The sequence below is a fragment of the Rugamonas aquatica genome (genome assembly GCF_009380215.1).
GTDB classification, from domain to species: domain Bacteria; phylum Pseudomonadota; class Gammaproteobacteria; order Burkholderiales; family Burkholderiaceae_D; genus Rugamonas; species Rugamonas aquatica_B.
Genome location: NZ_WHUG01000010.1, coordinates 94,560 through 107,454, shown reverse-complemented (window position 1 = coordinate 107,454; position 12,895 = coordinate 94,560). Strand labels below are relative to the sequence as shown.

General features: G+C 63.9%; 12 protein-coding genes and 1 tRNA gene. 5 read left to right on the top strand and 8 right to left on the bottom strand.

Annotated features, from left to right (window positions below):
- Nucleotides 1-8 precede the first annotated feature (8 nt).
- Together GEV02_RS22295 and GEV02_RS22290 are read left to right on the top strand one after the other, a co-directional pair.
- Entirely contained in the window at nucleotides 9-947 is a 939-nt protein-coding gene (locus tag GEV02_RS22295) for a bifunctional helix-turn-helix transcriptional regulator/GNAT family N-acetyltransferase (protein ID WP_152840156.1), read from the top strand.
- A gap of 92 nt (nucleotides 948-1,039) precedes the next feature.
- Nucleotides 1,040-3,454, top strand: coding sequence for a penicillin acylase family protein (locus GEV02_RS22290; RefSeq protein ID WP_152840155.1), 2,415 nt, complete (start codon nucleotides 1,040-1,042; stop codon nucleotides 3,452-3,454).
- Here the strand turns inward: GEV02_RS22290 and GEV02_RS22285 are convergent.
- The 7 genes from GEV02_RS22285 to GEV02_RS22250 all read right to left on the bottom strand — a co-directional run bounded on the left by GEV02_RS22285 (nucleotide 3,390) and on the right by GEV02_RS22250 (nucleotide 10,010).
- Nucleotides 3,390-4,610: an acyltransferase family protein gene (locus GEV02_RS22285; protein WP_152840154.1), complete on the bottom strand. Its 1,221-nt coding sequence runs from the start codon at nucleotides 4,608-4,610 to the stop codon at nucleotides 3,390-3,392. The two genes, GEV02_RS22290 and GEV02_RS22285, sit on opposite strands and share 65 nt — an antisense overlap.
- Before the next feature lie 109 nt (nucleotides 4,611-4,719).
- Nucleotides 4,720-5,220 carry a VOC family protein gene (locus tag GEV02_RS22280; RefSeq protein ID WP_152840153.1) on the bottom strand — a complete coding sequence of 167 codons (501 nt, stop codon included), beginning with the start codon at nucleotides 5,218-5,220 and terminating at the stop codon, nucleotides 4,720-4,722.
- A 70-nt stretch (nucleotides 5,221-5,290) separates the two neighbouring features.
- Nucleotides 5,291-6,103, bottom strand: a complete 813-nt coding sequence (locus GEV02_RS22275) for a LytR/AlgR family response regulator transcription factor (protein WP_152840152.1) — start codon at nucleotides 6,101-6,103, stop codon at nucleotides 5,291-5,293.
- Nucleotides 6,091-7,104 carry a sensor histidine kinase gene (locus GEV02_RS22270; RefSeq protein WP_235922882.1) on the bottom strand — a complete coding sequence of 338 codons (1,014 nt, stop codon included), beginning with the start codon at nucleotides 7,102-7,104 and terminating at the stop codon, nucleotides 6,091-6,093. The genes GEV02_RS22275 and GEV02_RS22270 overlap by 13 nt, the downstream gene beginning before the upstream one ends.
- A 153-nt stretch (nucleotides 7,105-7,257) precedes the next feature.
- Nucleotides 7,258-7,689, bottom strand: coding sequence for a hypothetical protein (locus GEV02_RS22265; RefSeq protein ID WP_152840150.1), 432 nt, complete (start codon nucleotides 7,687-7,689; stop codon nucleotides 7,258-7,260).
- Between the two features lie 307 nt (nucleotides 7,690-7,996).
- Nucleotides 7,997-8,329: a low molecular weight protein tyrosine phosphatase family protein gene (locus tag GEV02_RS22255; protein ID WP_152840148.1), complete on the bottom strand. Its 333-nt coding sequence runs from the start codon at nucleotides 8,327-8,329 to the stop codon at nucleotides 7,997-7,999.
- A gap of 46 nt (nucleotides 8,330-8,375) precedes the next feature.
- Nucleotides 8,376-10,010 (bottom strand): Na+/H+ antiporter, encoded by a 1,635-nt coding sequence (locus tag GEV02_RS22250; protein WP_152840147.1) that lies wholly within the window; start codon nucleotides 10,008-10,010, stop codon nucleotides 8,376-8,378.
- Nucleotides 10,011-10,140: 130 nt separating this feature from the next.
- Between GEV02_RS22250 and GEV02_RS22245 the strand changes: the two genes are divergently transcribed.
- From GEV02_RS22245 to GEV02_RS22235, 3 genes are all read left to right on the top strand, one after another.
- Nucleotides 10,141-10,216: transfer RNA gene (locus GEV02_RS22245), tRNA-Gly, on the top strand.
- Nucleotides 10,217-10,388: 172 nt separating this feature from the next.
- On the top strand, nucleotides 10,389-11,351 hold the full coding sequence (locus GEV02_RS22240) for a chemotaxis protein (protein WP_008449653.1): 963 nt from the start codon (nucleotides 10,389-10,391) through the stop codon (nucleotides 11,349-11,351).
- A gap of 90 nt (nucleotides 11,352-11,441) precedes the next feature.
- A complete protein-coding gene (locus tag GEV02_RS22235) occupies nucleotides 11,442-12,023 on the top strand; it encodes a DJ-1/PfpI family protein (protein ID WP_328595891.1) in 582 nt (193 codons plus the stop codon).
- Nucleotides 12,024-12,041: 18 nt separating this feature from the next.
- On the opposite strand, the gene fghA is transcribed toward GEV02_RS22235, so the two are convergent.
- A complete protein-coding gene (gene fghA / locus GEV02_RS22230) occupies nucleotides 12,042-12,887 on the bottom strand; it encodes an S-formylglutathione hydrolase (protein WP_152840146.1) in 846 nt (281 codons plus the stop codon).
- Nucleotides 12,888-12,895 lie beyond the last annotated feature (8 nt).

Below are 12,895 nucleotides of genomic sequence, written 5' to 3'. Positions count from 1 at the left end.
GAGTGCGTATGCCCGTCCCTGTTGCCGATGACCGCGTTGCCGCGGTCCGTTCCTTCAACCGCTTCTTCACGCGCCAGATCGGCGTGCTGCGCGAAGGCCTGCTGCACAGCGAATACACGCTGACCGAGATGCGCGTGCTGTACGAACTGGCGCACCACGGCGACCAGCCGGCCGCGGTGCTGGGCCGCGACCTGGGGCTGGACCGCGGTTATCTGAGCCGCATCCTGGCCAAGTTCGAGAGCGCGGGGCTGGTCTCCCGCGTGCCGTCCGCCACCGACGGCCGCACCAAGCTGCTGCACATGACGGCGCGCGGCCGCGCCGTCTACGAGCCACTGGACCGCCGCTCGCGCGAGGAGGTGGGCGACCTGCTGGCCCGCTTCGGCGAGTCCGATCAACTGCGCATGCTCGATGCGATGCAGACCATCCAGCAGCTGCTGGACGAAAGCAGCGGCCTGAAATACGCCCAGCCTTTCGTGCTGCGCCCGCACCGCGCCGGCGACATGGCGTGGATCACGCGCCGCCACGGCGCGCTGTACACGTCGGAGCAGGGCTGGGACGACAGCTTCGAAACGCTGGTCGGCGAAATCTGCGCCGACTTCGAACGCCATTTCGATCCGGCGCTGGAGCAGTGCTGGATCGCCGAGATGGCGGGCCAGCCGGTCGGCTCGATCGCGCTGGCGCGCAGCGGCGAGGACGGCGTGGGCAAACTGCGGCTGCTGCTGGTGGATGAGCCGGCGCGCGGCTACGGCCTCGGTTCGCGGCTGGTGGACGAGTGCCACCGCTACGCCCGCGCCGCCGGCTACCGCAAGATGCGCCTGTGGACCACCGACCAGCAGAAGGAAGCCCGCCAGATCTACCTCGGCAAGGGTTACGTGCTGGTGGCGGAAGAGCCGGTGTTCGCATTCGGCCAACAGATGGTCAACGAAACCTGGGAGCTGGACCTCTGACCGCTTCAATATCGTCAAGCACTTGATTGCCTGCCCGCCCGGTTCTCTGGCACTATTCCCAACATGGCAAGTTAATCTATCGTGGGGAACCTATGCAAAAGAGCAGGCTGGCGGTGTGGTCCAAGCGTGTCGTAGTCGGAGTGGTGGTGCTGGTTTTGCTGGTCGTTGCGGCGGCCTGGCTGTATTTGCGCGCCAGTCTGGCGCAGTTGGACGGCTCGCTGAAGACGGCGGGGCTGGAGAGCGGCGCCACGGTGGCGCGCGACGAACATGGCGTGCCGCTGATTAGCGGCGGCAGCCGGCTCGATGTGGCCTATGCCACCGGCTTCGTGCACGCGCAGGAGCGCTACTTCCAGATGGACCTGCTGCGCCGCGTGGCGGCCGGCGAACTGTCGGAGCTGTTCGGCAGCCGCGCGCTGGCGCTCGATAAATCCCATCGCCTGCACCGTTTCCGCGCCCGCGCCGAGCTGGTGCTGAAAACCATGCCGGCGGCCGACCGCGCGCTGCTGGACCGCTATGTGGCCGGCGTCAATGCGGGTCTTGATAAACTGAGCGTCAAGCCATTCGAATATTCGCTGATCGGCATGCCGCCGCGCGCCTGGGCGCCGGCCGATTCGCTGCTGGTGATCTGGGCCATGTACTTCGACCTGCAGGGCAGCCTGGAGCCGCGTGAACTGGCGCGCGGCTGGTTCCGCGACCATACGACGGACGAACAGCGTGCCTTCCTGTCGCCGGAATCGACGCAATGGGATGCACCGCTTGACGCGCAGACCATCGCCGCCGCGGACATCGCGATCCCGGCCGCACCGCCGGAATGGTGGGGCAAGCCCAAGCCCGAAGACGACGCGGCGCGCACCGGTCCCAAGGTGGCGGGGGCGGAATTCCTCAACACCGTGGGCAGCAACAACTGGGCCGTGGCCGGCGCCCGCAGCGACACCGGCGGCGCCATCGTGTCGAACGATATGCACCTCGGCATCCAGCTGCCGGCGATCTGGTACCGCGCCGCCTTGCAGTTCCCCGACGGGAAAGGCGGCCAGCGCCGCGTGGTCGGCGTGACGCTGCCGGGTGCGCCGGTAGTGGTGGTCGGCAGTAACGGCCATGTGGCCTGGGGTTTCACCAACAGCTATGGCGACTATCTCGATCTGATCGCGCTCGAAACCGACCCGGCCAAGCCTGGCCAGGTGCGTACCCAGACCGGCTGGGAGACCCCGGTGGTGCATGAGGAAACGATATTAATCAAAGACGAACCGGCCGCCAAACTGGCCGTGCGTGACACCAGCCTCGGTCCTGTCCGCGAGGCCGGAGGCCGCAGTTACGCCGTCCACTGGGTCGCGCACACGGCGGCCGCCGTCAACGTCAACGCCAGGAACCTGGAGTTCGCCGATACGCTGGAGCAGGCGATGGCGATCGCGCCGACGATGGGCATCCCAGCGCAGAACTTCGTCGGCGGCGACGACAAGGGCAATATCGGCTGGACCATCGCCGGCCCGCTGCCGCGCCGCGCGCCGGCCGGCGTGGCCGCCACCTATCCGATGTCGGCGGACGACCAGGCCGGCGTCTGGACCGGCTGGTTGAAGCCGGAGGAATATCCCAAGGTCGTCAATCCGGCCGGCGGCCAGCTGGCCACCGCCAACAGCCGCCAGCTGGCCAATGCCGGTGCGGAATTGCTGGGCGACGGCGGCTTCGATCTTGGCGCGCGCACCCACCAGGTACGCGACGATCTGACCGCGCTGGGCCCCAAGACCGATGTGAAAAAAGTCTACGCCATCACGCTGGACGACCGCGCCATCTTCATGACGGCCTGGCGCGAACGCGCCATCGCGGCGCTGGACAGCAAGGCCCTTGAAGGCCATCCCGAACGCGCCGAAGCGCTGAAGATGCTCAAGGACAGCTGGACCGGCAAGGCCAGCGTGGATTCGGTAGGCTATCGCATCACGCGCGCCTATATGTTCATGCTGTACGATATTCTGTTCGAGACCGCCAACGGGGAAATGAAAAAGGTCGACGTTAAAGCCAACATGGCGATGGTGACGTCGCGTTGGCCGGTGGTGATGGCGCGCTTGCTGGACCAGCAGCCGGCCGGCTGGCTGCCGCCGCAGTACGCCAGCTGGCAGGCCTTGGAGCTGGATGCCTTGGATACCGTGATCTCCGATCTGACCAAGGATGGCAAGCCGCTGGCCAGCGCCACCTGGGGCGCGCGCAACACGGCGGCCAGCGCGCATCCGTTTGCGTCCGTGGTGCCGGTGCTGGGCAAATACCTGAAAGTGGCGCCGGACATGCTGCCGGGCGACGAGCATATGCCGCGCGTGGCGGGGCGGACCTTCGGCCAGTCGGAACGGCTGACGGTGTCGCCGGGCCATGAGGAGCAGGGCGTCTTCAACATGCCCGGCGGGCAAAGCGGCCATCCGCTGTCGCCGTACTTCCTGGATGGCCGCAACGACTGGGTTACAGGGCGTGCGACACCGTTGCTGCCTGGTCCTGCGGTGCATACGCTGGCTTTTGTGAAGTAGCGCGACCGAGTCCGAACAGCGGGCGCAGCACGGCGACGCGGCGCACCACTTCAAAGATGCCGAAGCTGAGGACGAAGGTCAGCACGACCAGCACCGCGCCTTCGGTACCCGGCGCCATTTTCACCGGCTTGAGCCAGTGCGCCATCGAGACGATCAGCGTCTGGTGCAGGATGTAGACCGGGAACACGGCCTCCGTCAGGTAGCGGCGCTTGGCGCTGTCGAAGTTCAGGTGGCGGTGGCCGAAACCGCAGATGGCGGCGATGGGCGCCCACTGGCCGACGCAGAAGATCAGGCGCAGCAGCGGTTTCAGTTGCGTGATGACCGGCAGGTCGCCGATCGCGTCGGGCATCGTGTGCAGGCACACCATCACGGCCCAGCTGAATAGCCACAGTCCCAGGCTGGTCCAGCGCAGCCGGTCCACATTGGCCCAGAATCCGCTTTGCAACGCCAGCATCACGCCCAGCCCGAACAGGAAAAAGTAGTGGGCGTGGTTGTACCAGTCGTTGACCAGCGCGTGGGTCTCCGGGAAGTACTCGGCCAGCGCGTAGCGGGCCGCGTACAGCGCCAGCACCGGCAATGCGATGATCTTCCAGCCGGTCAGGCGGCGACCTAACGCGTCGGACCATGAGCGAAGGCGCGCGGCGCCGGCCATCGCGGCCACGGCGCCGATCAGCAGTGTGTAGGCCCACAGATAGACCACGAACCACAGATGGTTCCAGGTCGGCAGGTCGAGGCAGCTGCCCTCCTTGCAGAAGCCGTGGTAGCCGCTGACGTACAGGCGCATGAAGTCGCCGTAGCTGCCGGCGTAGTTGAGCTTTTCGATCACTTCAAAATAGGATTGCGGCGGCACGATCACCAGCATGCCGAACACCAGCGGCACCAGCAGGCGCCAGCTGCGCTGCTTGAGCAGGGCGCCGACGCGGATTTTCTTCAGCATGAAGGCGGTGGCGACGCCGGAGATCATGAACAGCAGGCCGAGGCGCCATGGCGACGACAGCAGCATCAGCGGCTCGATGGCGGTGCTGGCGTAAGGGCTCTTGACGTGCCAGCCCCAGCTCACGTAGTACATGCCGGTGTGGTAGAAGATCAGGACGAAGAAGGCGAAGATGCGTATCCAGTCGAGAAAGTACAGGCGCTGATGGTCGTTCTGCTGCATGGCTGGCTCCTTGTTTTAATGGAGCCAGTCTAGATTCGCCCCATGGCTAGCGTCCAGCGCGATGGGGCGAAACGGGATGCCGGCGGGGCGGGCCGGCCGGCCACACAAGCTATTGGCCGGCGTAGGCCTTTTTCAGCCCGGCGAGGTCGATCTTTTTCATGCCCATCAGGGCCGACATGACGCGGCCGGATTTTTCGGCGTCGGCATCCTGCAGCATCGTCGGCAGCGTGGTCGGCACGATCTGCCACGACAGGCCGAATTTGTCGGCCAGCCAGCCGCATTGCCGCGCTTCCGGCGCGCCGCCTGCGGACAGGCGCTCCCAGAAGTAATCGATTTCTTCCTGGCTCTCGCAGTTGACCACGAAGGAGATCGCCGGCGTGAACTGGAAGATCGGCCCGCCGTTCAGCAGCGTGAAGTCCTGGCCGTCCAGCTTCAGGGCGACCGTCATGGCGCTGCCGGGCTGCTGCTTGTGTTGCTCCTGGCCGGCCTCGGTATAGCGGATGACCTGACAGATGCGGGAGTTGCGGAATATGCCGACGTAGTACTCGGCGGCTTCCTCGGCGCGGCCCGAGAACCACAGGAAGGGAGTGATCTTCTGGATGCTGTGCATGGTGGTCTCCTGATTCTGGTTGACGACGACGCCTGCTGTCCGGGCGCAGGCTGGCCCTTGCCGGAACAGGCTAGCAGGATGGCGGCTGCTCCGGCGCACGGCTAGCTGTCGTCTGCAGGCGCTCCATCACTTCGGCGCGGTACTGGCGCGAGCAGGGCACGCGGGCGCCGCTGCGCAGCACCAGTTCGCCGTCGCCCTTGTCGAGGTGCTGCACGCTGGCGACCCAGTCCAGCTGCACGGCGGCGCGGCGGTGGCAGCGCTGGAAGCGCGGGCCGAGCTTGTCGACCAGGCCGGCCAGCGTCTGGCGCATCAGCGGCTGGCCGTCGTCGGTGTGCAGCACGACGTAGTTGTCGGCGGTTTCTATCCACTGGATCTGCTCGACCCGGACGATGCGGGTGCCGCCGCGTTCGGGGATCAGCAACTGGCGGATGGCGGGCAGCGCGGGCTGCGGCGCGGGTGGTGCAGAAATGGCTTCTTCGTTGAGGTTCAATGGCATGGATGATACGGTCAGGGCGGCTGCGCGCTGCTGCGCGAGACGTTCGCGCACGCGCTGGAGGGCGCGTTGCAGACGCTGCTGGTCGTAGGGTTTAAGCAGGTAATCGATGGCGTTGGCGTCGAAGGCGCGGATCGCGTATTCGTCGTAGGCGGTGACGAACACCACCAGCGGCGCGGGCGCCGGCAGCGAGGCGGCGACATCCAGGCCGGTGATCTCGGGCATCTGGATGTCGAGCAGCAGCAGGTCGGGCGCGAAGGCTGGCAGGCGCTCCAGCGCGTCGATGCCGTCGCGGGCTTCGTCGATGGCGGTGATGTCGGCCTCCTGCTCCAGCAGGCGGCGCATCTTGTCGCGCGCGGGGCGCTCGTCGTCGACGATCAGGACGCGCATGGCAATCGCATTTCTGCCCGCACACCGGCGGGCGATAGTTGGATCAGGTCGAAGGACGCGCCGGCGCCGTACAGGGCCGCCAGCCGTTCGCGCAGATTGCGCACGCCGATGCCGCTGGCGGGCGTGGGGCCTGGCATGGCGGCGCTGGCCAGCGTGCCGCCGTCATCCTCCAGCCGCAGCAGCATGGCGCCCTGATCTCGGCTGACCGAGATCGTGATGGCGGTGGCCTGGCGGCGGCGTTCGACGGTGTGCTTGAAAATATTCTCCAGCAGCGGTTGCATGCTCATCACCGGCACCTGGCAGTCCAGCAGCGCGTCGTCGATGTGCCAGTCGATGCGGACGCGGTCGGAGAAGCGTTCGCTCATCAGGGCCGCGTAGCCGCGCAGCAGGCGCAGCTCCATCTCCAGCGTGACCTGGTGCTGCTCGCTGACATCCAGCGTTGCGCGCAGCACGTCGGCCAGCTGGATCAGCATCGCATCGGCGCGCGCCACGTCGCTGTGCATCAGCGAGGAGATGGTGTTCAGGGCGTTGAACAGGAAGTGCGGTTGCATCTGCTGGGTAAGCCGCAGCAGCTGTGCCTCGCGCAGCGAGTTGTTCATGCGTTCTGCGCGCAGCTTTTCGTCCTGCATGGCGTGGTATGACAACACGCCGAAGGTGATGGCGGTGAAGAGGCTGAAGAATACCGTGATCTTGATGTCTTCGTAGAGGAAGGTCTCGGGCCATGGTGTGTGGCTGTAGACCTGGCCGGCCATGGCGTACACGGCGTGGCGGATGCCGAAGGCGGCGGGCACGAAGGTCGCCCAGTACACCGGCAGCGACAGCAACTGTAGTCCGAACCAGCGCAGCGGCTGCGCCACCAGCGCATCGTACTTGCTGGTGAAGTAGCGCTGCGCCAGCAGCAACAGCGTGGCCGTCACCGCGGACGAGGTCTCCCACAGGATCGGCTTCCAGATGTCGTGATATCCGTCATGCAGGTAGTCCTGCACGGCGGTGATGTTCATCAGCAGCCAGAACAAAAACCAGGCAATGGCGAGCGCGATGTGTGAACGTTTTTTAAACATGGCCCAGATGATTGCTGATTCTTATTGATACGTCAACTCATCGCGCTTACCCGTGGGAGTATGTACATGCATAGTCGTGCCGAAAGTTCGAATTCAGGAGCTGACCAAGGCCAACGCAGCTGGATGTTCCGCCAGAGTGACAAAAGCCCACTCGATGATGCGTTGCTCGTTCTCGCGAATCCAGTCATCTAGCTTTCCACTTGCTTCACTGTCTTGCCAGTGCATTTTTCCATATGCGTATTGCTGCTGTAGCGTTACAGCTTTGAGTATTTCGAGCGTGGCTAAGGCACAAGCCTGACGCTCGGGGGGCGTCGCTTCATAATAGGTCCAGGCGCCTGATCGATCGGCTTGGGCCAACCATGTAAGTATCTCGAAGACCACGAAGATGGGTTGGGGCCAGCCAAATGACGGGAGCTTTGCGTCGTACCCATCCCATCCTAATGCGATTCCCTGCAGGTCTACTAACGCCCCGTAATCACGCCGTGCAAGCAATTGGGACAGGTATTGATCGCTGTATCTTGGCATTTAAAGGCACCGGGACTAGTGGATTGAATTTAACGTGAATTACCGTAACGTTTCAAATTTTTCTCTCACCAGCGGCAGAAATCGTTCCGCGACAAACCACCGGGTGTATCCGCAAGCACCGCAGACGACGATCCGGTATTTAGCCCCATGTAGACTGCCCACCGGTAGTAGCTCGCCTGTCGCACCTGGTGCGACTTCCTTTGAAAAATGTTCGTCATTGCCACACTCGGTACACGGTTTCGCCACTAACATTTTTCTATCTCCATAGTTATCAGGATCGGGGTGTCAAACACGGAAATCCCTCGGGCTAAGACGAGGAACGCAAAAATTTACCGGCCTTCGCTTCCAGCAGCTTGATGAGTTCAGGCTGCATGTATTCGTAGTCGTCAGGGATGTCCAGGCAGATGATACGCTTGCCGTTCAAGAAGGATCGGAATTTAGTCGACAAGCGATTCCGATGTGCCTTCTCCATGACGAAGATGATGTTGGCCCAAGCGATTTGATCGGACGACAACGGTACCGTCGCGTCGCCGCCCAAGCCGGCGGAGTCGGTTTCGACTTCAGGCCAACTGGAGAATATCTGCTCGGCTGTTGGGCTGCGAAGCCGGTTTTGGCTGCAAATGAATAGCGCTCGTTTCAAGACTGTCCTAACCTTGGTTATCACTGCACAACGGGTTCGTTCGTTACTACCGATAGCGCGCTTCCATCAAGTCGATCTCGCGCACCAGCTTGCGCGAGATATCGTCGGAGATGCGGTCGTGCCGCGCCAGGTCGTAGATGGTGGTGCGCTCGGCGTCCAGCGCCGCCAGCCGCAATTCCTTCTCGGCGTGGTCGGTCTTGCGCCAGGCCGCGTCGTTCTCGGGATCGACTTCCTTCAGCTTGTGCTCGTAGAACGCGATCACCCGCGCCGCCGCCTGCGGATACGCCTCCGGATCGATGCACGACTCCGCCTCCATCAGCACCACCTGCGTGTGCTCGATGGCGACGATGGCGGCGTTGGCCGCCGCGCGCCGCGCCAGGTCTTCTTCGCGCTGCTCTTCCGGCTCGGGCGGGAAGGTCATGCCTGCCAGCAGGCGTGGCAACCCTAGGCTGGCGACCAGCAGCGACACCAGGATCACCGAGCAGGCCAGGAAGATGGTCAGCGAGCGGGCAGGGAAGGGCGAGCCGTCCGGCAGCGCCAGCGGCAGCGTCAGCACGCCGGCCAGCGTGATGGCGCCGCGCGCCCCGGCCAGCGTGGTCGCCAGCAGCAGGCGCGGATTGATCTTCATGCGCGGCTGGTGGCGTATCTTCTGCTTGAAGATGGTCAGCCGCAGCGAAGCCCACACCCACAGCATGCGCAGCATCAGCAGGCCGACGTTGATGGCCACCGCGTACACCGCCAGCCACCACGGATTCAGGTGGCCGCTCTCTTCGATGGTGGCGCTGGCGCCGCGGAAGATGTCGGGCAACTGCTCGCCCAGCAGCACGAACATGATGCCGTTCAGCGCGAACTGCACCGTGTCCCACACGGCCGAACGCTGGATGCGGGTGTTGGCCAGCGCGTGGCCGTTCAGCTCCACATAGCTCATGGTGATGCCGGCCGCCACCGCCGCCAGAATGCCGGAGGCGTGCATGCGCTCGGCCACCAGGTAGGCGCCGAACGGCAGCAGCAGGTTGACCAGGATGGGCGAGCCGACCGGTTCGCCGAAGCGGCAGGTCAGCCAGCGCTGCGCCCACGTCACCAGCATCGTCACGCCGACGCCGGCGCCTATGCCGGCCCCCACCAGCCAGACGAAGGTGAGGCCGGCGGTGCTGACCGAGAAGGCGCCGGTCATCGCGGCGGCCACGGCGAAGCGGAAGCACACCAGGCCGGATGCGTCGTTCAACAGCGATTCGCCTTCCAGGATGTGCATCAGCCGTTTCGGAATCGGCGTGGTGGCGGCGATCGAGCTGACGGCGATCGGATCGGTCGGCGAAATGATGGCGGCCAGCGCGAAGGCCACCGGCAGCGGCATGGCCGGGATCAGCCAGTGGATCAGCAGGCCGGCGCCGAGCACGGTGAACACCACCAGGCCCAGCGCCAGCTCCAGGATGGTGCCCTTGTCGCGCAGCAGGCCGCTCTTGGGGATGCGCCAGCCGTCGAGGAACAGCAGCGGCGGCAGGAAGACAAGGAAGAACAGGTCCGGCTCCAGGTCCACGCCGCGCGTGGACTTGGCGGCGATCAGCGCGCCCAGCGCGATCTGCACCAGCGGCAGCGGCACGGCGCGCGGCAGCAGGCGCGTGAGGTAGGCGCTGGCCACCACCGCCAGCAGCATCACCAGCACGACTTCAATTGAATCCATTCCTCATTCCTTATTATTGATACGATACTCATTGCAAAACGCTACCAAGCTTACACCATCGATGGTTTTCTAAAAAGTTGAGTCAGGGCACTAGTAAAGTTGAAATCTTTCTGTCATAATTTCGTCTTCTGCGGGAGTAGCTCAGTTGGTAGAGCGCAACCTTGCCAAGGTTGAGGTCGAGAGTTCGAGACTCTTCTCCCGCTCCAGAATTCGGTAGCACATTAAAAGGAAGCCTGCGGGCTTCCTTTTTTTACGTCCGTCCCCGCGCCAACCGTTGTATATCGTGCTGTAAATCAATATCTCCTCTTTCAAAATGTGACGAGGGCAGTTGCAAACGTTATACTTCCTACGGAGCTAACACCGACGGAGACGAAATCTATGAAATCAGTTCAACAGGAAGTTGATGAGCGCAGTAACCTGACCAACTCCAATAAATTCGAACTGCTGCTGTTCCGCCTTGGCGCCGACGCCAACGGTGAACATTCCGAGTTGTTCGGTATTAACGTCTTCAAAATCCGCGAAATCGTCGCGATGCCGGAAGTAACCGCAGTGGCCGGATCCCCGCCACATATGCTGGGCGTCGTCAATCTGCGCGGACAAATCATCACGGTGCTGGATTTGCCAGGCATCGTCGGTGTGACCCCAAAAACCGGTCTGAACATCATGTTGGTGACGGAGTTCGCCCGCACTACCCAAGCCTTCGCCGTGGAATCGGTGGATGAAATCGTGCGCCTGGACTGGAGCCAGGTGCTGACCGCCGAAGGCACCGCCGGCGGCAAGGTCACCAGTATCGCCCGCGTCGACGGCGACGTGCAGAACACCCGCCTGGCGCAGGTGCTGGACGTGGAAACCATCCTGCGCGAGCTGGTGCCGTCCGAAGGCAAGGACGTCGATCCGGAAACCATCGGCCCGAAAGTCATCCTCAAGCCGGGCGCAGTCATCCTGGCGGCGGACGATTCCGTGGTCGCGCGCAACCTGATCGAGAAGGGCCTGGAAGCGATGGGGGCACACTTCATCATGACCAAGTCCGGCAAGGAAGCGTGGGATCGCCTGCAGCACATTTCCGACGGCGCCAAGGCCGAAGGCGTGCCGATCACCGATCGCGTCGCCATGATCCTGACCGACCTGGAAATGCCGGAGATGGACGGCTTCACGCTGACCCGCCTGGTCAAGCAGGATGCGCGCTTCTCCAAGATTCCTGTCGTGATCCATTCCTCGTTGTCGGGCAAGACCAACGAAGATCACGTCAAGGGCGTGGGCGCCGATGCATACGTGGCCAAGTTCTCGGCCGAGGATCTGGCAGGCACCATCCGTACCGTGCTGGGCAAGGCGGGCGTGTAAGCACGCAAGCCGAAACAAGGGTAGTATCGAAGGGCCGCGACGACAACGTCGCGGCCCTTTTTTTGTGTTCATTTCTCGAAAGGATATACCGTGGCAGCTAAGAAAATTCTGTTTCTGACGGGCGACTTTGCAGAGGATTACGAAACCATGGTGCCGTTCCAGGCGCTGCAGATGGTGGGCCACACGGTGCACGCGGTGTGCCCCGACAAGCGCGCCGGCGAGACCATCAAGACCGCCATCCACGATTTCGAGGGCGACCAGACTTACACGGAAAAACCGGGCCACCTGTTCGCGCTGAACGCCAGCTTCGACGATGTCGACGTAGCCAAGTACGATGCGCTGATGATCGCCGGCGGCCGCGCACCGGAATACCTGCGGCTCAATCCGCGCGTGATCGAGATCGTGCAGCAGTTCGCCGCCGCGTCGAAACCGATCGCCGCCGTTTGCCACGGCGCGCAGCTGCTGGCGGCCGCCGACGTCATCCGCGGCAAGACCATCTCGGCCTATCCGGCCTGCTCGCCGGAAGTCAAGCTGGCCGGCGCCAGCTACGCCGACATTCCCGTCGACCAGGCTGTCACCGACGGCAACTTCGTCACCGCGCCCGCATGGCCCGCACACCCTGCGTGGCTGGGCCAGTTCCTTCAGCGGCTGGGCACGGAAATCAAGCTCTAGATCAAGTTACGGCGCAAGTTACAGCGCGGCCAGGCAACGCGCGTGGAAGCGGATGTGGTCTTCCATGAAGGTGCTGATGAAGTAGTAACCGTGGTCGTAGCGCGCATGCCGCCGCAGTTCCAGCGGCTGCGCCGCGCTGCGGCAGGCCGCTTCGAATACCTCGGGATACAGCTGCTCAGCCAGGAATTTATCGCCCAGGCCCTGGTCGATCAGGATGCCGGCCGGGAAGGGCGTGTGCGAGCGCGCCATCAGCAGGCTAGCGTCGTACTGTTCCCAGCTGCTGGTGTCGTCGCCGAGGTAGCCGCTGAAGGCCTTCTTACCCCACGGGCACATCGACGGCGCAGCGATGGGCGCGAAGGCGGACACGGAACGGAACACGTCCGGCCGCTTCAGCGCCATCGTCAGCGCGCCGTGGCCGCCCATCGAGTGGCCGAAGATGCCGATGCGTTTGGCGTCCACCGGCAGTTCCTGTACCACCAGTTCGCGCAGTTCGTGGATGTAGCTGTACATGCGGTAGTGCCTGGCCCAGGGCTCTTGCGTCGCATCGAGATAGAAGCCGGCGCCGGCGCCGAAATCCCAGCTGTCCGTTTCGCCTGCGATGTTGGCGCCGCGCGGGCTGGTGTCCGGCGCGATCAGCATCAGGCCCGCTTCGGCGGCGGCGCGCTGGGCGCCGGCCTTGGTCATGAAAGTCTCTTCATTGCAGGTGAGGCCGGCGAGGTAGAACAGCGCCGGCACGGGGCCCTCGGCGGCCTGGACGGGGATGAACACGGAAAAGCGCATCGGCAGGCCGATCTCGCGTGCATCGTGGCGGTAGAAGCGCTGTACGCCGCCGTAGCAGGCATGTTCACTGATTAATTCAAGCATGTTGATCC

Bases quoted from the DNA above. Each gene is read 5' to 3' on its own strand.
- GEV02_RS22250 (WP_152840147.1), bottom strand. From the start codon at position 10,010: ATGGATTCAATTGAAGTCGTGCTGGTGATGCTGCTGGCGGTGGTGGCC.
- GEV02_RS22275 (WP_152840152.1), bottom strand. From the start codon at position 6,103: ATGCGCGTCCTGATCGTCGACGACGAGCGCCCCGCGCGCGACAAGATG.
- GEV02_RS22295 (WP_152840156.1), top strand. From the start codon at position 9: ATGCCCGTCCCTGTTGCCGATGACCGCGTTGCCGCGGTCCGTTCCTTC.
- GEV02_RS22265 (WP_152840150.1), bottom strand. From the start codon at position 7,689: ATGCCAAGATACAGCGATCAATACCTGTCCCAATTGCTTGCACGGCGT.
- GEV02_RS22270 (WP_235922882.1), bottom strand. From the start codon at position 7,104: ATGAACATCACCGCCGTGCAGGACTACCTGCATGACGGATATCACGAC.
- GEV02_RS22285 (WP_152840154.1), bottom strand. From the start codon at position 4,610: ATGCAGCAGAACGACCATCAGCGCCTGTACTTTCTCGACTGGATACGC.
- GEV02_RS22290 (WP_152840155.1), top strand. From the start codon at position 1,040: ATGCAAAAGAGCAGGCTGGCGGTGTGGTCCAAGCGTGTCGTAGTCGGA.
- fghA (WP_152840146.1), bottom strand. From the start codon at position 12,887: ATGCTTGAATTAATCAGTGAACATGCCTGCTACGGCGGCGTACAGCGC.
- GEV02_RS22280 (WP_152840153.1), bottom strand. From the start codon at position 5,220: ATGCACAGCATCCAGAAGATCACTCCCTTCCTGTGGTTCTCGGGCCGC.
- GEV02_RS22240 (WP_008449653.1), top strand. From the start codon at position 10,389: ATGAAATCAGTTCAACAGGAAGTTGATGAGCGCAGTAACCTGACCAAC.